This window comes from Mycetocola tolaasinivorans (assembly GCF_003667565.1).
Classification (GTDB): Bacteria; Actinomycetota; Actinomycetes; order Actinomycetales; family Microbacteriaceae; genus Mycetocola; species Mycetocola tolaasinivorans.
Genome location: NZ_RCUX01000004.1, coordinates 289,906 through 304,795 on the forward strand (window position 1 = coordinate 289,906; position 14,890 = coordinate 304,795).

Consider the following 14,890-nt stretch of genomic DNA (forward strand, 5'->3'; position numbering starts at 1 on the left):
TACCGTTAGTGTGGAGGGATGCCCGTACCGAAGAAACCCAGCGCCACCCCGCGTCTCCTGCTGCGCGACCAGGTGTATGACCGCATTCTCGCGGCGATCGTCTCCGGGGATCTTGAGCCCGGGCGCACCCTCTCGGACCGCGAGCTCGAGGTGTGGCTGGGGGCCTCGCGCACCCCGATTCGTGAGGCGCTGGGTCGCCTCGCCAACATCGGACTGGTCGAGGTGCTGCCGCAGAAGGCCACCAGGGTGGCCGAGATCGACCCGGTCGAGTTCGGCGAAATGATGGAGGTGCTGGGTGCGCTCTATGCCGCCGCGATCCGCGAGGTCGTGCCGCTCCTCACCGACGCGGACCGGAAGACCCTCACCGCGCTGCTGAAAAAGCTGGTGGGCCCGGCCGGCCGAAAGGCCGCGCAGGCCCCGGAGATCCTCACCTCGATCTTCGAGGTGTACATTCAGCGCTACGACAACCGGGTGCTGCTGCGGCTGCCGGCTCGGTTTGACCCGCACGTGCAGCGGATCCTGCGCGCACACAGCGATCAGATCAGCCGCACCTCAACGTATGACGCGATCCGCGAGATGGTCGACGCGACCCTCGCCGGCGACGCCCGGGAGGCCTCGCGGGCGTGCACCCGATACTTCGAGTCCGAGGTGGGCGACTTCCACGATCAGATCCTCGCGGCCAGCGCCGCCCCGACCGAAAAGGCCTCCTAATGCCCCGCACCGGACGCGCCCCGATTCGCCGCCGCCTGCTGCGCGACGAGATCTACGACACCATCCTCAACGCGATTCTTGACGGCACCCTCGAGGCCGGCGAGCAGCTGCACGATGAGGAGCTGCTGACCTGGCTCGGTACCTCGCGCACCCCAATCCGGGAGGCGCTGAACCGCCTGGCCGAGAACGGCATCGTCGAGCTGGTCCCGCACAAGTACACGCGCGTGGCACCGCTGGACTTCCGCAACATCAATGAGGCGATCTTCACCACCGGTGTGCTGCACGAACACGCGGCCCGCAAGACCGTGGGACACCTGAGTGACGATCAGCTGGCCGAGCTGCGGGGCTTCACCGAGGATGCCCGCGCCTGCCTGGAGAACGACGATCTGGCGGGGCTTGGCCCGGCGATCCGCGATTTCTTTCTGGTCTTCGAAAGGGCCACCGGCAACCGGATATTGGTCGAAACCGTGGAGGGCCTTTCACTCCAACTGCTGCGTGTCCTCACCCCGCGTGAGGGCCTGACCGGCGTCACTGAGATCGTCGCCCAGCTGGAGGCCATCAACGCGGCCGCGCACACCGGCGATGCCGAAGCCACCGGCGACCTCATCTTTGCGATGTACGAACCCACCCGCCGCAACTTCATCGAAACCTTCCGCGGCCAAGACTAGCCACACAAACACGTATCGCCCGCCCTTGGAAGGGCGGGCGATACGTGTTTGTGCGCTACGCGGTGGGCTGCGGCAGCTGGAAGACGGTTTCGATTGCGAGCTCGGCGGCGATGGCGTCGCCCGCTTCGAGGGCCGCGATGAGTGCCGGGTAGCCGGCCTCGAGGGCCGCCCAGTCGGTGCTTTCGACGTTGCGGGTGATGGTGAGCTGGTAGCCCAAGCCGTCGATGCGATCCTGGGTGGCGGCGACGAGGATGTGGTTGGGGCAGGACTTCAGGAACAGGTCAACCATGTCCCAGCCGAGGACTCCGTGGGCCCGGTAGTCGCGGCTCGGCAGGGTCGCGGCGGCGGTGCGAATCGAGGCGATGAGTTCGGAGCGCTGGGCCTCGGTGAGCTCGGGCACTGTGATGCGTACCACACCGCCGACCAGGGCACCGAGGGTCTGCATGATGAGAGTGCGATCCTCGGGGCGAGGCTTTGCCACCCGGGTGTAGCGCTGCGGGGCCATCTCGATCAGGCCGTAGCGGGCGAGGTCGTTCAGGGCGTCGCGCACCGGGGTGCGGGAAATGCCCAGCCACTCCTGCAGCTCGCCATCGTTGAGGGTTTCGCCGGGCTGGAGCGTGCCGTCAAGAATGGCCGCGCGGATCTGTTCCGCGGCGGATTCACGCAGCGATTTGCGGGCGACGGGTGCGCCGCCGGAAGCGATAGGCATGAAGCCTCCTCTGGGATGGGGATCACTCGGTGCAGTACCACGATCCTATCGGAGCGACCCCGGGGATCCTTTTCATCCCGTTTTACCCGGGGATCCGGGGAAAGCGGGGGTCTGGGAGGCGCTCAGCGCGAGACGGGCCCCTCGCCCGTGTGGCGGTAAACGCGGGTCGGGACAACGCTTTCGGGGACGCCGCCGGGGGTGTGTGCGGCCAGTACTCCCGGCGGAAGCGGCACGGACACCACGGAGGTGACCCCCGTGGAGACCTCGAGGGACCACGCAAATACATCGGATACGGCGGCGGTGGGAAGAACGGACATTGTGACCTCCTGTGGTTGTTCCTCCAGTCAACGCCCCCACCCGTTAAATGAGCGTAAAGGCGGTGAAATACTTCCCGCCAGGTTCCGAGCTCCCCGAAAACCGCAGGCTTTTCTCGCTACCGTGTCTTATTCACGCCACCGCAATATGAAGGAACTGCGCCCCGGGTCTTCGGGGCGCAGCGAGCTTCGCATCCTGTTTGCGTTCGATCCGGCCCGCCACGCGATCATGCTGATCGCCGGTGACAAGTCCGGCAATTGGACAAAGCAGTACAGGAAAAACATCCTTCGTGCCGACGACCTTTTCGATCGGCACCGACGAAGTCTGGGGAAGAACGAGTGAACATGAGCCTGGAAGCCCTGCTGCGGGAACGACCCGTAGATCGCGAAAACGTGAACGCGCACAAGCGCCGCATGTCCGCGGCCATCCGCGCGTATCGGCTGCGTGAGCTGAGGGAGGCATCCTCGCTCACCCAGGTCGAGTTGGCGGCCCGCCTGGATGTCAGCCAGAACCGCATCTCCCGGCTGGAAAACGGGGATATTGAGCGTGCACAGGTAGACACCCTGCGGCGATATGTTGAGGCCGTCGGTGGTGAACTGCGCATCGAGGTTTAGCTCGGAGATCAGCGCGTACGCATCGCATAGCGGGGTGATACCTCGGGGGTGCGCCATCCGGGATGCCCGTGCCCGCGAACGCTGGTAAATTTGGCCGTGGAGGTATCACCATGGCCGACGGCGAGCAGGACCACGAGGACGCAGCAGCGGAACACACCCCGGAAACCGGGCGCACCCCGCGGCGCGGCCGCGAGGGCGGGCATCGCCGCCCCGGTGGTCCCGGCGGGCTGGGGAACGCCAGCGGGCTGGGCGGTACCGGGCATCCGGACGGCCCCACACCCGAAGACATTCGTCGCGAGCTGCGCCGCATGATGCAGCAGGCCGACGCACACGAGCCTGGAGATCGCCGCCGTGGACGCCGCGAGGGCGGCCACTGGCAGCCGGGCGGAGAGCGCCGCGGCTTCGCCGACCTGCGCTTTACCCGCGGGGTGTTTGCGCTGAACGATCAGGGCAACTCCGCCGAGGAAATCGCCGAGCAGCTGGATGTCCCGGTGGAGGAGATCACCCGTCGCCTCGCCCGGCGCGAGCTGTATCGCGGGGCCGCGGATCTCCGCGACATCGTGATCGAACGGCAGTCTGGCACCATCACCACCGACGAAATGATCAGCAAGCTCAGCGCGCTCAGCCTCACCGCGCACACCCCCGGAAAATGGGGCGCATACGACGGCGCCGCGAGCGCCACCGGTGCCGCCCGCCAGCTCATGGCCGCACTGCGCGATGGGCTCATCACCGAGGCCGAGTATGAGGCCGTGCGCCAGGCAGCTGCGCGCCGCAGGTCACGGTGAACGCCCCGCGCGAACGCGTCGCCGCGCAGCTTGAGCAGGTGCTGCGCCGAGACGGCCTCGACAACCCGTGGGGTGACCGCGAGGACGCCTCTACCCGCTGGATCTTCGGCGACGGTTCGCTGTACGACGCCTCCCGGCTGCGCCTGCACGGCGAACTCATCGATACCGCCCGTCGGAAGAACCCGGGCGCGTTTGGGGGAGCGCTCGCCGCGGTAGTGACCGCGGGGCCGCCCGGTGCCGGCAAGTCCACCGCGCTTGCGCTCGATCCGCGACTGGAGGGCTTTCGCGACATCGACGCTGACGATTTCAAGGATGCCCTGCTGATCGATGCCCGCGAGCGCGGTCTGCTGGATCGCTGGCTTCACGACACCCTGGAAGACGGCCGCCCCATCATGCCGCGCGAACTCGCGGGGTTTGTGCACGCCGAATCCACCGCCCTCGCGGACGCCATGCGGGAGGACTGCCTCGTGGACGGCGAAAACATCGTGATCCACGGCACGCTCTCAAGCATCGAATACGTGGGTGAACTACTCGCGGAACTCGACGGCTTCGGGTACGAGCAGCTCATCATCTACGACGTTGAGGTGCCCGCCGAGATCGCCGTCGAACGCGCACTCGACCGCTGGTGGAGCACGCGCGAGGCGGGTGTTGACCCGCTCGGTGGCCGATTCGTGCCGCCCGCGGGGATCCGTGCGTACTACCCGGAAGACATCTCTCGTGCGGTGACCGCGGCCAATGCCCAGATGCTTCACGACCGCGCCGCCCGGCTCGGCTGGGATGTGGAACTCGCCGTGGTGGACGCCCGGTAGTCACAAAAACACGCTCGGCCGGTGGGCCGCGAGAGAAGGGAAGAAGAGGTCCATGTACGCGGAGACACGCCTGAGCGACGCGCGCACCCTGTGGCGCTCCCTCGGCGGTGCCGGCGGAGTGATCCCCGCCGACGGCAGCGTGGACCTCATCCTGCGCGGCGGCGATCTCTTCCTTGCCGGGCCCTCGACCCGGGCGATCACCACGCTGCCGGATGCCGACGGCGTGAGCATCGGCCTGCGGTTTGCTCCCGGCCAGGCGGCCGCCACGCTGGGAATCGACCTCGCGGAGCTTCGCGATACCGGAGCGCCCCTCGGCGATGTCCTCGACCCCGCGCGCACCCGAGAACTCGCCACGCGCGTGCGCGCCCAGGCGCGAAACCCCGGGCACGATCTCCTCGGAGGCCAACCGGAAGACCCCTGGGCGCGGGAAACCCACCGTGCCGCGCGGCGGGCGGAGAGCGCATCCGCCCTCGCCCGCAGGCTGGGATGGTCAGAGCGTCAGTTGCGCCGCCGAATGCTCGCACGATTCGGATACGGCTATGCCGCCCTCATTCGTATCGAGCGAGCCAAACGCGCGCACGCGCTCATCCGCTCGGGGACGGCGCTCGCCGAGGCGGCCGCCCGCGCCGGATACTCCGATCAGCCGCACCTCACCCGGGAATTCCGTCGCGTCGTCGGCCACACCCCGGGCGAGGTGAGCGCGGCCGGCGACTAGCCCTCGCCGAGCGGCGCAAACAGGTCGATCGAGTTGCCATCAGGATCGAGGACGGTCGCGTAGCGTTGACCCCAGGGGGCATCCCACGGTGCCACATGGCCCGGGTAGCCCGCCGCCTCCAACCGCGAGAAAGTTGCATCCACCTCCGCGGGGGTGCCGTGCGCAAACGCCAGCGCGATCCGGTGCCCGCCCGCGGCGATCGCATAGCCGGGATCGAAGGAACGAATCACCTCGACAGTATCCCACGCGAGCGTGGTGCCATCCGGGAGCACGGCGTCCACGTGCGGCGCGGTTTCTGCACCGGCTGGGATGTCGACACCGAGGGTGCGATAGAAGGTGAGGGCCGCCGACATGTCCGTGGTCACGAGCCCGATGAATCCAAGAGTGAGTGTCATGCGCCCAGAATAGCCCGAGGCCCGTGCCCACCGATTGAATAAAACGGTCACCCCGTCCGGCCCGGAATAAGGGGGTGGATATACTCGGAGAAGGTTCGCGCGCACCAGCCGGTAGCGCCGCGGTGTGAAGTGGAGCGGGTCGTGGTTGTAGCGGTAGTGGGCGAGGCCCTGATTGATCTGATTCAAGAGGCAGACGGTCGGTACCGCCCCACGCCCGGAGGGGCCCCCGCGAACGTCGCGATCGCCCTCACCCGGCTCGGCATCGACACCCGATTCTTCGGCCGCCTCGGCAACGATCGCTTCGGCGCCCTCGTGGGAGAAAACCTGCGCCGCAACGGTGTCGCGCTCGACCACTGCGTCCAGGCCACCGAACCCACCTCCGTTGCCGTGGCCAACCGCGGCCAGGGCGGCGCGGCCGAGTATTCGTTCTATATCAATGGCACCGCCGACTGGCAGTGGACCGCGGATGAACTCGGCCACCTCGGCAAAAACGCCCGCGCGCTGCACCTCGGTTCGCTGGCCGCCATCATGGAACCCGGTGCCTCGGTCATTGCCGAGCAGGTTGAGCGCATCTTCGCCGCCGGCAAGACGCTGATCTCGTTTGACCTCAACCTGCAGCCGAGCCTCGGCGTTTCTCGCGAACGCGAACACGAGCGGGTGTCCCGCCTCGTCGCCTCCGCCCACATCGTCAAAACCAGCGTGGGCGACCTCCGCTGGCTCTACCCCGACCGCCTCCCCGGCGAGGTGGCCGAAATCTGGTCACGCTCCCGAGCGGTGGTCCTCACCCGCGGGGGAGACGGCGTGAGCCTCTTCCGCCCGGGCGTGCGCCCCGTGGACGTCCCCGCCCGCCCCACCACCGTGGTTGATACCGTAGCCGCCGGAGACACCTTCGTCGCCGCCCTGCTGTATCGCCTGCTCAGCGGTGTCGGTAAGGACCCCGCGGCGCTCCTGCGCCAGGGCCCCACCGAGTGGATCGAACACCTGCGCTTCGCGAACGCCGCGGCATCGCTGGCCTGCGAGTGGCCCGGGGCGAACCCGCCCATGCTCAGCGAGGTCAACAGAGCTTTCGACGGCAACTAGGAAGCACGCAGCGTCTTTCGGCGACACGCCCACGGGTGTGTCGCCGAAAACTGTTTTGGCTGGTTTTCGGGCATATTCAACCGCGTGAATCCGCGGTTAAATGCCCCAAAACACGCCTACTGACGGGGCGTGTTGCGGCTCGATTTGTGCCGACCCGGAATCCCGTGCCATACTTTTACACGTTGCTTCGGTCCCATCGTTTAGCGGCCTAGGACACCGCCCTCTCACGGCGGCGGCACGGGTTCAAATCCCGTTGGGATCACCATTGCACACGATTTGAGAAATCGAAGAGTGTGGAAGGGTAAACGTTTCAACACAGCAGTGATGTGTACATTACTGTGTTCGGTCCCATCGTTTAGCGGCCTAGGACACCGCCCTCTCACGGCGGCGGCACGGGTTCAAATCCCGTTGGGATCACCACTATGGCGGGTTTTCATCTCCGGATGAAAACCCGCCTTGTGTTTTGCCCGGGGGAGCGTCCGCCCCGGCCGACACGCCGGATTTCAGTCCGGTGGTGGTTGTGTGTCATACTTAACAGGTAGTTCGGTCCCATCGTTTAGCGGCCTAGGACACCGCCCTCTCACGGCGGCGGCACGGGTTCAAATCCCGTTGGGATCACCACAGAGAAACTCCCTCGGTTCAACCGGGGGAGTTTTGCTTTGCGCCGATGCTCACCAGATGGTCACGGCTAGCCAGTCCCGATCAACCCGAGTGAGGATCCTGAATGAGCGCTGCCGGTTCGCCCAAGGCAAGACTGACCGGTGTGGCACTGGTGCTGGCCGGGATGGCCTGTCAGGACGTCGGTGCGGCCTTCGCGATCCTCGTATTCCCCCAGACCGGGGCGCTCGGCATGGTGGCGCTGCGCATGGGCTTCTCGGCAATCCTGCTGTTCCTCATCGCACGCCCGAGGCTGCGCGGTCACTCGCGTTCGCAGTGGCTCACGGTCGTGGGCTTTGCGTTCGCGCTCATGCTGATGAACACCCTGTTCTACCTCGCGATCGATCGCATCCCGCTGGGACCGGCCGTCGCGATCGAGGTGCTCGGCCCGCTCACCCTCTCGGTGATCACCGGCCGCGGCCGCGCGCGCTGGGCCTGGGCGGGCCTCGCCCTCGCCGGAGTCGCCCTGCTGGGCCACGGCGGCTGGGGCACACTCGACCCCATCGGCGTCCTGCTGGCGCTGCTCGCCGGCGTCATGTGGGCGCTCTACATCGTGACCTCGGCCCGTACCGGTGCGAGCTTCCCCGGGCTCAGCGGCCTCGCCATTGCCATGAGCATTGGTGCCGTGATGATCCTGCCCTTCGGCCTCATCGCCTCGGGTGGTGCCGTGCTGGCCCCGAACATCCTGGCCCTCGGCCTCCTCATCGCGATCATGTCCTCGGCGATTCCCTACGCCGCGGAGCTCAACGCGCTGCGCCGCCTGCCCACCGCGGTGTTCTCCATCCTGATGTCGCTCGGCCCGGTCGTGGCCGCGCTCGCCGGGCTGTTTGTGCTGCATCAGAAGCTCGGGCTGTTTGAGGTCCTCGCGATCGTGCTGATCGTGGCGGCCAGCGCCGGTGCCGTGCACTCCTCGCGGCCGCGCAACAACCCGCCCGCACTGGATATCTAGATCCGGAGGTTCCGGGCGTGGAGAGGATCCACACACTCCCAGGATACGTTCGGCGTGATGGGTCAGCTCTGCCCCATCGGATGGAGGGTTTCGGGGGAAACCCCACCATTCAGAGGCCTCGTAGCGCTCGCCTGGGGGGGCGGCGCTCGAGGCCTCACCCGGGTTGCGGCGCGGCGCGGCTCGACATGCGCTAAGCTAATCCACGCGAAGGGGAGTATCCCACATCGCCGCGATCGTCATCACGATCCACCAGGACGGTGGGTCCGGGCGCGGCGGCAGTTTTCAGAACTGCGGGAGAGACTTTCACGGCTTCGCCCTACCCTGGGCACGTTCGTGAAGGATAAAATGCATCCCCAGCTTCCCCTCCTCTTCGAGATCATCACCTGTGTGGTGCTCGTTCTGGTACTGGTGGCCGATCTACTGATCGTTACCCGCCGCCCCCACATTCCCTCGATGAAGGAAGCCTCCCTCTGGGTGAGCTTCTATGTGGCACTCGCGCTGATCTTCGCCGTGCTGATGTACTTCCTCGCCGGCCATGAGTTTGCCGGGCAGTTCGTGGCCGGTTGGCTCACCGAGTATTCGCTCTCCATCGATAATCTCTTCGTGTTTGTGATCATCATGGCTCGCTTCGCGGTGCCGCGAAAGTTCCAGCAGGAGGTGCTGATGGTGGGTATCATCATCGCCCTGGTGCTGCGCGGTATCTTCATCCTCGCCGGTGCCGCCCTGATCGAGAACTTCTCCTTCATCTTCTACCTGTTCGGTGCCTGGCTGCTCTACACCGCCTGGCAGCAGGCCTTTGGCCACGATGGTGAGCAGACCGACAGCCGCTTCACCCTGTGGCTGAAGAAGCGCATGAACGTCGCCGACGACTACGACGAGAACAAGCTGCGCACCACCATTGGCGGGAAGCGCTACTGGACCCCGATGATCATCGTGTTCATCTCGATCGGTACCACCGACCTGCTCTTCGCCCTGGATTCCATCCCCGCGATCTTCGGGATCACACAGAGCCCGTTCATCGTGTTTACCGCCAACGTGTTTGCCCTGATGGGCCTGCGCCAGCTGTACTTCCTGCTGGGCGGCCTGCTCGAGCGCCTGGAGTACCTCAAGTACGGTATCGCCTTCATCCTTGCGTTCATCGGTGTGAAGCTGGTGCTGCACGCGATGCACACCAACGAGCTACCCTTCATCAACGGCGGTCAGAGCTTCGAGTGGGCCCCGGAGATCAGCACGTGGACCTCGCTCGGCGTGATTCTCGCCTCGATGGCTATCGCCACCGTCGCGAGCCTGGTGAAGTCGCGTAACAAGCCGCCGGCGGAAAAGATCACCGCGGGCGACCCCGACGAGCGCTAGGCAGCGACACCGCGGCACGGCACCACCGTAATAAACGGTAACCTGGAGAAACCGTCTGTTTTCTGATTAAGGGGTGCCGTGCCGCATCGTCCCACCGTTCCACGCGAAGTGTGGGTGCTCGTTGCAGCCTCGTTTGTGATTGCCCTGGGGTACGGAATCGTCGCCCCCGTTCTGCCGCTGTATGCCCAGCGCTTCGGTGTGGGCAATACCGAGATCTCTGCGGTGGTGAGCGTTTTTGCGGCCATGCGGCTGCTCTTCGCCCCCGCCTCGGGCTGGCTCGTGCAGCGCTTCGGCGAGAAGCACATTTACATTTCGGGCCTCATGATCGTGGCCGTCAGTACCGGTGCCTGCGCGCTCGCGGTAGAGTACTGGCAGCTCGTGGCGCTGCGTGCGGTGGCGGGTATCGGATCGACGATGTTCACCGTTTCGGCGATGGGCCTGCTGATCCGCATCAGCCCGGCCAGCATGCGCGCCCGCATTTCGAGCCTCTACTCGGGAAGCTTCCTGATCGGCGGCGTGGCCGGGCCGATCCTCGGTGCTCTCGTGGCACCGTTTGGGCTACAGGCACCGTTTGTGATTTACGCGATCACGCTGTTCGCCGCGTGCGCGGTGGTGGCAATTGCCCTCGGCCGAGTGCGGGTCGAGCCCGGTGATGAGCCGGGTGTCATGGGCACCGGTATCGACGTGCGACCGGTCCTGACCCTTGCGGCGGCCTGGGCGCGCAAGCCCTACCGTGCGGCGGTGGCGGCCAACTTTGCGAACGGCTGGACGGCCTTCGGCGTGCGGGTCGCACTCGTCCCCGTGGTGATGGCCACGCTGTTCCCCGGCACCGCCGAGGCCGCGGCCCTCGCCCTCACGACCTTCGCGCTCGGAAACGCGGCGATCATTCTCCCGGCCGGGCGGTGGTCCGACCGCTACGGCCGCCGCCCCTTCATCATCGGCGGCATGGCGCTCGCGGGTGTCTCGACCGCCCTGTTCGGCTTCGCCGATAACCTCGTGATCTCGCTCGTGCTGTGTGCGATCGCGGGCGTGGGAACGGGGCTCTGCGCGCCGTCGCAGCAGGCGGTCGTGGCGGACGTCGTGGGCCGGCACCACCGCGGTGGCCCGGTGCTCGCCACCTTCCAGATGATGTCGGACCTCGGCGCCGTGATCGGCCCGCTGGCGATCGGCATGCTCGCGGATCTGGCCGGCTTCGGCCCGGCGTTCGCCGTGACCGGCGCGATCCTGGTGCTGGCCGCGATCGTCTGGATGTTCACGCCGAACGAGCCCGAGCGTACCGAAACGGGCGCGATCGACGTCATTCCGCGCTAGCGAGACTCGGGGTTTTCGTCCCGCTCCGCCATCTCGCTGAACTGCGAGAACATGTCGATCAGGCCGCGCGGGGAGTCCTCGCGGAACATGATCTCGAGGCTCTCGGCGGAGTCTGAGGCGGCCTCGGTGGCGCGGGGAAACAGCTCGGCCTCGTAGGCGGTGAGTGCGGCCTCGACATCGCCCGGGTGCTCAATGATCGCCCGTGCGAGCTCCGAGGCGTCGAACATTGCGATATTTGCACCCTCGCCGGCAAACGGGCTCATGACGTGGGCAGCATCACCGAGCAGGGTCACACCGGCGACGCGTTCCCAGCGAATTCCCACGGGAAGCGCGCTGATCCGCCGCGGGGTCAGTGCGCTGTCGGCGTGGGCAATGAGGCCACGCAGCGCATCATCCCAACCGTCGAGGCGAGCGAGTACCGCCGCGGCGGCCGCGGAGTTGTCCGTCCAGTCGATGGTGTCGATCCAGTCCTCCGGCACGCGGAAACCGATGTAGGAGTGGAGTGAGCCGTCGGTCTCGCGATGGCCGAGGACGCCGGTGTTTCCCCGGAACGCCATCAGCATGCCAGCGCCCATGACCGCGGCCTCGCGCGGATGCCGCGCATCCGCATCGTGGAGATCCGCCTCGATGAACGAGATGCCCGTATAGCTCGGCACGAGATCGGTGAGCAGGGTGCGTACCTTGGACCAGGCGCCGTCCGCACCGATCAGGAGGTCGGTTGTGATGGTCTCGCCGTCGGCAAATTCGACCTCGTGGCGGCCGGGGTATCCGGCAACCGGGCGAACGGCTGTGGCTTTACGCCCCCAGTGGATGGTCCCCTCGGGGAGGGCATCGATCAGGAGGTCGCGCAGGGCACCGCGATCAACCTCGGGACGGTTGAGCTGCCCGTCATCCTCCTGCTCAAAGAGCACGGCGGCGGTGTGGTCGAGCATGCGCATCGACTCCCCGCCCCGGTGAATCAGCTCCGTGAAGGGCTCCCAGAGGTCAGCGGCGCGTACGGCGAGCTGACCGTTGTACGTGTGAATGTCGAGCATTCCGCCCTGGACGCGGGCGTGGCGGCTCGCCTCGAGGTCGAAGACCGCGGATTCGATGCCGTTAATGTGCAGAACCCGGGCAAGGGTGAGCCCGCCGAGGCCTCCGCCGAGAATGACGATGGGGTAGTGGGTGGTCATGGGGCAATCCTTTCGATAGCGGGGGATCCCGCGGGGTGTTACTGGGGGATGGGGGTGGCCGAGATGCCGGCGATCAGGGCGCGAGTGGCCCAGGAGGATCGCTGCTCGGGGGAGCCGGAAAGCAGGAGGTCAGCGTGCCGGGCGATGTGGGGAACATCGCGTGCATCCGCCCCGCGAATGGTGGCGTTGATCGCCTCGACGGCCTCCGGGGCAAACGGTGCAGGGTAGGCGTCATCCACGGCCGGGGCGCTGTGCTCGGCCGCGTTGGCCGTGGCGTGCTGAACCAGGAGGTCCGCGCCCCAGGCGGCGCGATCAGCGGCCACCTCACCCTCCAGAAGGAGGCCGAGGATGCGGTCGAAGAGCCGGACGGTGTTCGGCCCCATCGGGCGCATTTGCAGCGCCGAACGGGCGAGCCCGGGATAGCTGACGAGCAGGTGGCTGTAGGCGCTGAGGAGGCGTTCGAGACGCTCCGCCCAGGTGCCCTCGGCGTCTGCCGGAAGCGTTCCGGTCAGTTCATCGGTGACCGCCGCGTGGAGCTCGGCGGTGTTTGCCACGTACACGTACAGCGACGCCGGGCCGGTGTCGAGGGCGGTCGCGACGCGACGCATGGTGGCCTTGGCGAGGCCCTCCTCCTGCGCAATCTTGATCGTCTCGGCGATGATCCATTCGCGGGAGAGCGGCGGTTTTGCGGGCCGCTCGCGGCGGCTGCCAACTGATGATGTCATGTCACTCACAGTAAGCGAACGTGTTCGTTCCCGCAACCGAACTCGGCAAATTCTCAGAAACGAACGCGTTCGTTGCGAATGCGTTCGTTCGTGTGTATGGTTCCTAAACGAACGTGTTCGTTATGGGTTGAGTGCCGCAGTGGTGCGCCCGGAGCACCGGCCGAACGGAGAACCCGAGATGACTACCCTGAAAACCACCACGCCACCGAATGAGACGAGGTACGTCGCCCTCGCGATCCTCGGGGTGATGTTTGGACTCCTGCTCTCGATGCTCGACGGCTTTATCGTGGGCACGGCGATGCCGACGATCGTGGGGGAGCTCGGCCGGGCCGACCTCCTCGCCTGGGTCGTGACCGCCTACGCCCTGATGACGGCCGTGAGCACACCCATCTGGGGCAAGTTGGGCGACCTCTTCGGCCGCAAGCGCATGTACCAGCTCGCGATCACGCTGTTTATCATCGCGAGCATTCTCGCGGCCCTCGCGCCCACCATGGAGCTCCTGATCGCGACCCGCGCGCTGCAGGGCATCGGCGCCGGTGGCCTCGCGGTGAGCGCCTTCGCCGTAATCGGAGACCTCGTTCCGCCGCGAGAACGCGGCAAGTATCAGGGCATGACCGCGATCATCGTGGCCGTTGGTACCATCGGCGGGCCGCTCGCGGGTGGGCTCATCACCGACGGGCTGGGCTGGCGCTGGGCGTTCCTGATCAACCTGCCCCTCGGCATTATCGCGATCGTCTGGACGGCGATTTTCCTGCGCATCCCGGCCACCCGCCAGCGTGACGCGCGAATCGACTGGGTGGGCGCGCTGCTCCTCGGTGGATCCGTCGCCGGCATGGTGTTACTCACCACCTGGGCCGGCACCGAGTTTGCCTGGGTTTCCTGGCAGTCGGCGGCATTTGTGCTGGCCATCGCCGCGGCCATGACGGCGTTCATCCGCTGGGAGCTGCGCACCCCGGAACCACTGGTTCCGCTGCAGGTATTCCGCTCGCGAAGCTTCACGATGGCGTCGATTCTCGGGTTTATCTCCGGTGCCGTCATGTTTGCGGCCGTGCTCTACCTGCCGCTGTTCCAGCAGACGGTGCAGGGGGCCTCGGCGAGTGAGTCCGGCCTGCAGCTGCTTCCGATGATGGTGCCCGTCGTGATCGTCTCCCTCGTCGCGGGCATCGTGATGACGCGTACCGGCCGGTATCGCCTCTTTCCGATCATCGGTTCGGCGTCGATGATCGTCGGCGGCGCGCTGCTGTCCACGATGACCGCGGACACCAGATGGGTGGTAACCGGTGCCTTCATGGTCTTCATTGGTATCGGGTCCGGCCTGACCCAGCAGATGACCACGACCATCGCGCAGAACAGCGTGGAGCAGCGCGATATCGGGGCCGCCTCCGGTGTGGTAACACTGCTGCGTACACTCGGCGGATCGATCGCCGTGGCCGTTTTTGGTTCGATCTTCACCACCCACACCGCGGGGCTCACCGGGCACGCGCTCAGCGTCGGCGTCGCGGACAGCACGCGGGTCATCTTCCTGATCGTGGCCGGCCTCTCGGTGATCAGCCTCGCCGCCGCGATTGCGATCCGGGAGACTCCGCTGCGCGGACGCCAGCCGGCATCCACCGACTAGTCGGCGGCGCGGTGGCCCTGCCGCGGCAGAGAAAAACCGTCACGCTCCGTGTGGGGCGTGACGGTTTTACCGTGCGGGCGGGGTTCCGCGGAACTATCCGCCGCTCTTGCGGCGGAACTGACGCTGGCTGGGGGCCTTACCCTGTGCCTGGCGTACGCTACCGGTGGAGTCGAGGTGATCCTCGCCGCCCTGGGCTCGCTGCTTCTTGCGCTCGAGAGCCTCGCGGAACTTCCGCTTGGTTTCCTCGGCGCTGGCCGTGGCCGCATCATCGGTGGAACTCATGATGTCCTCCTTCGTCGGTGAC

Annotated in this window: 18 protein-coding genes and 3 tRNA genes; 15 read left to right on the forward strand and 6 right to left on the reverse strand. The window is 66.7% G+C overall.

What is annotated here, in order from left to right; all coding sequences use genetic code 11:
* Positions 1-18 precede the first annotated feature (18 nt).
* A complete protein-coding gene (locus tag D9V32_RS06765; protein WP_121648127.1) occupies positions 19-711 on the forward strand; it encodes a GntR family transcriptional regulator in 693 nt (230 codons plus the stop codon).
* Complete coding sequence (locus tag D9V32_RS06770) at positions 711-1,379, forward strand: GntR family transcriptional regulator (protein WP_121648128.1); 669 nt, start codon at positions 711-713, stop codon at positions 1,377-1,379. Before D9V32_RS06765 ends, D9V32_RS06770 begins: the two co-directional genes overlap by 1 nt.
* Positions 1,380-1,434: 55 nt before the next feature.
* Here the strand turns inward: D9V32_RS06770 and D9V32_RS06775 are convergent, their stop codons facing one another.
* Together D9V32_RS06775 and D9V32_RS06780 are read right to left on the reverse strand one after the other, a co-directional pair.
* Positions 1,435-2,088, reverse strand: a complete 654-nt coding sequence (locus tag D9V32_RS06775; protein ID WP_121648129.1) for a GntR family transcriptional regulator — start codon at positions 2,086-2,088, stop codon at positions 1,435-1,437.
* Positions 2,089-2,210: 122 nt separating this feature from the next.
* Entirely contained in the window at positions 2,211-2,405 is a 195-nt protein-coding gene (locus tag D9V32_RS06780) for a hypothetical protein (RefSeq protein WP_121648130.1), read from the reverse strand.
* Between the two features lie 145 nt (positions 2,406-2,550).
* On the opposite strand from D9V32_RS06780, the gene D9V32_RS06785 reads away from it, so the two are divergent.
* From D9V32_RS06785 to D9V32_RS06805, 5 genes are all read left to right on the forward strand, one after another.
* Entirely contained in the window at positions 2,551-2,745 is a 195-nt protein-coding gene (locus tag D9V32_RS06785; RefSeq protein ID WP_121648190.1) for a type II toxin-antitoxin system RelE/ParE family toxin, read from the forward strand.
* A gap of 2 nt (positions 2,746-2,747) precedes the next feature.
* Positions 2,748-3,017 carry a helix-turn-helix domain-containing protein gene (locus tag D9V32_RS06790; RefSeq protein WP_121648131.1) on the forward strand — a complete coding sequence of 90 codons (270 nt, stop codon included), beginning with the start codon at positions 2,748-2,750 and terminating at the stop codon, positions 3,015-3,017.
* Positions 3,018-3,127: 110 nt separating this feature from the next.
* On the forward strand, positions 3,128-3,802 hold the full coding sequence (locus D9V32_RS06795; protein WP_121648132.1) for a hypothetical protein: 675 nt from the start codon (positions 3,128-3,130) through the stop codon (positions 3,800-3,802).
* Positions 3,799-4,611 (forward strand): zeta toxin family protein, encoded by an 813-nt coding sequence (locus D9V32_RS06800; RefSeq protein ID WP_121648133.1) that lies wholly within the window; start codon positions 3,799-3,801, stop codon positions 4,609-4,611. The genes D9V32_RS06795 and D9V32_RS06800 overlap by 4 nt, the downstream gene beginning before the upstream one ends.
* A 52-nt stretch (positions 4,612-4,663) precedes the next feature.
* The gene (locus tag D9V32_RS06805; RefSeq protein ID WP_183086208.1) at positions 4,664-5,326 is read left to right on the forward strand and encodes a helix-turn-helix transcriptional regulator; all 663 of its coding nucleotides are present in this window, start codon (positions 4,664-4,666) and stop codon (positions 5,324-5,326) included.
* On the opposite strand, the gene D9V32_RS06810 is transcribed toward D9V32_RS06805, so the two are convergent.
* Positions 5,323-5,721 (reverse strand): VOC family protein, encoded by a 399-nt coding sequence (locus tag D9V32_RS06810; RefSeq protein ID WP_121648135.1) that lies wholly within the window; start codon positions 5,719-5,721, stop codon positions 5,323-5,325. The two genes, D9V32_RS06805 and D9V32_RS06810, sit on opposite strands and share 4 nt — an antisense overlap.
* A gap of 141 nt (positions 5,722-5,862) precedes the next feature.
* Between D9V32_RS06810 and D9V32_RS06815 the strand changes: the two genes are divergently transcribed.
* The 7 genes from D9V32_RS06815 to D9V32_RS06845 all read left to right on the forward strand — a co-directional run bounded on the left by D9V32_RS06815 (position 5,863) and on the right by D9V32_RS06845 (position 11,071).
* The gene (locus D9V32_RS06815) at positions 5,863-6,801 is read left to right on the forward strand and encodes a carbohydrate kinase family protein (RefSeq protein WP_183086209.1); all 939 of its coding nucleotides are present in this window, start codon (positions 5,863-5,865) and stop codon (positions 6,799-6,801) included.
* Between the two features lie 189 nt (positions 6,802-6,990).
* Positions 6,991-7,066: transfer RNA gene (locus D9V32_RS06820), tRNA-Glu, on the forward strand.
* Between the two features lie 79 nt (positions 7,067-7,145).
* A tRNA-Glu gene (locus D9V32_RS06825) sits at positions 7,146-7,221 on the forward strand.
* A 125-nt stretch (positions 7,222-7,346) separates the two neighbouring features.
* Positions 7,347-7,422, forward strand: a tRNA-Glu gene (locus D9V32_RS06830).
* Between the two features lie 103 nt (positions 7,423-7,525).
* Entirely contained in the window at positions 7,526-8,407 is an 882-nt protein-coding gene (locus D9V32_RS06835) for an EamA family transporter (RefSeq protein ID WP_121648137.1), read from the forward strand.
* A 345-nt stretch (positions 8,408-8,752) separates the two neighbouring features.
* Entirely contained in the window at positions 8,753-9,760 is a 1,008-nt protein-coding gene (locus D9V32_RS06840) for a TerC family protein (protein WP_121648138.1), read from the forward strand.
* Positions 9,761-9,838: 78 nt separating this feature from the next.
* Positions 9,839-11,071: an MFS transporter gene (locus tag D9V32_RS06845; RefSeq protein ID WP_121648139.1), complete on the forward strand. Its 1,233-nt coding sequence runs from the start codon at positions 9,839-9,841 to the stop codon at positions 11,069-11,071.
* Here D9V32_RS06845 and D9V32_RS06850 read toward each other — a convergent pair.
* Together D9V32_RS06850 and D9V32_RS06855 are read right to left on the reverse strand one after the other, a co-directional pair.
* Positions 11,068-12,243, reverse strand: coding sequence for an FAD-dependent oxidoreductase (locus D9V32_RS06850; protein WP_121648140.1), 1,176 nt, complete (start codon positions 12,241-12,243; stop codon positions 11,068-11,070). The two genes, D9V32_RS06845 and D9V32_RS06850, sit on opposite strands and share 4 nt — an antisense overlap.
* 38 nt (positions 12,244-12,281) lie before the next feature.
* A complete protein-coding gene (locus D9V32_RS06855; protein ID WP_121648141.1) occupies positions 12,282-12,968 on the reverse strand; it encodes a TetR/AcrR family transcriptional regulator in 687 nt (228 codons plus the stop codon).
* 178 nt (positions 12,969-13,146) lie between these two features.
* Here D9V32_RS06855 and D9V32_RS06860 point away from each other — a divergent pair, with 178 nt between their 5' ends.
* Positions 13,147-14,586 carry an MDR family MFS transporter gene (locus D9V32_RS06860; RefSeq protein WP_121648142.1) on the forward strand — a complete coding sequence of 480 codons (1,440 nt, stop codon included), beginning with the start codon at positions 13,147-13,149 and terminating at the stop codon, positions 14,584-14,586.
* A gap of 93 nt (positions 14,587-14,679) precedes the next feature.
* Here D9V32_RS06860 and D9V32_RS06865 read toward each other — a convergent pair whose 3' ends face one another.
* Positions 14,680-14,868, reverse strand: a complete 189-nt coding sequence (locus tag D9V32_RS06865) for a DUF5302 domain-containing protein (protein WP_121648143.1) — start codon at positions 14,866-14,868, stop codon at positions 14,680-14,682.
* Positions 14,869-14,890: the final 22 nt, after the last annotated feature.

What these genes read in the sequence shown, in the direction of transcription:
- D9V32_RS06790 (WP_121648131.1), top strand. Translation starts at nt 2,748, where the DNA reads ATGAGCCTGGAAGCCCTGCTGCGGGAACGACCCGTAGATCGCGAAAAC.
- D9V32_RS06840 (WP_121648138.1), top strand. Translation starts at nt 8,753, where the DNA reads ATGCATCCCCAGCTTCCCCTCCTCTTCGAGATCATCACCTGTGTGGTG.
- D9V32_RS06805 (WP_183086208.1), top strand. Translation starts at nt 4,664, where the DNA reads ATGTACGCGGAGACACGCCTGAGCGACGCGCGCACCCTGTGGCGCTCC.
- D9V32_RS06855 (WP_121648141.1), bottom strand. Translation starts at nt 12,968, where the DNA reads ATGACATCATCAGTTGGCAGCCGCCGCGAGCGGCCCGCAAAACCGCCG.
- D9V32_RS06860 (WP_121648142.1), top strand. Translation starts at nt 13,147, where the DNA reads ATGACTACCCTGAAAACCACCACGCCACCGAATGAGACGAGGTACGTC.
- D9V32_RS06765 (WP_121648127.1), top strand. Translation starts at nt 19, where the DNA reads ATGCCCGTACCGAAGAAACCCAGCGCCACCCCGCGTCTCCTGCTGCGC.
- D9V32_RS06780 (WP_121648130.1), bottom strand. Translation starts at nt 2,405, where the DNA reads ATGTCCGTTCTTCCCACCGCCGCCGTATCCGATGTATTTGCGTGGTCC.
- D9V32_RS06865 (WP_121648143.1), bottom strand. Translation starts at nt 14,868, where the DNA reads ATGAGTTCCACCGATGATGCGGCCACGGCCAGCGCCGAGGAAACCAAG.
- D9V32_RS06785 (WP_121648190.1), top strand. Translation starts at nt 2,551, where the DNA reads ATGAAGGAACTGCGCCCCGGGTCTTCGGGGCGCAGCGAGCTTCGCATC.
- D9V32_RS06810 (WP_121648135.1), bottom strand. Translation starts at nt 5,721, where the DNA reads ATGACACTCACTCTTGGATTCATCGGGCTCGTGACCACGGACATGTCG.
- D9V32_RS06775 (WP_121648129.1), bottom strand. Translation starts at nt 2,088, where the DNA reads ATGCCTATCGCTTCCGGCGGCGCACCCGTCGCCCGCAAATCGCTGCGT.
- D9V32_RS06835 (WP_121648137.1), top strand. Translation starts at nt 7,526, where the DNA reads ATGAGCGCTGCCGGTTCGCCCAAGGCAAGACTGACCGGTGTGGCACTG.
- D9V32_RS06770 (WP_121648128.1), top strand. Translation starts at nt 711, where the DNA reads ATGCCCCGCACCGGACGCGCCCCGATTCGCCGCCGCCTGCTGCGCGAC.
- D9V32_RS06850 (WP_121648140.1), bottom strand. Translation starts at nt 12,243, where the DNA reads ATGACCACCCACTACCCCATCGTCATTCTCGGCGGAGGCCTCGGCGGG.
- D9V32_RS06795 (WP_121648132.1), top strand. Translation starts at nt 3,128, where the DNA reads ATGGCCGACGGCGAGCAGGACCACGAGGACGCAGCAGCGGAACACACC.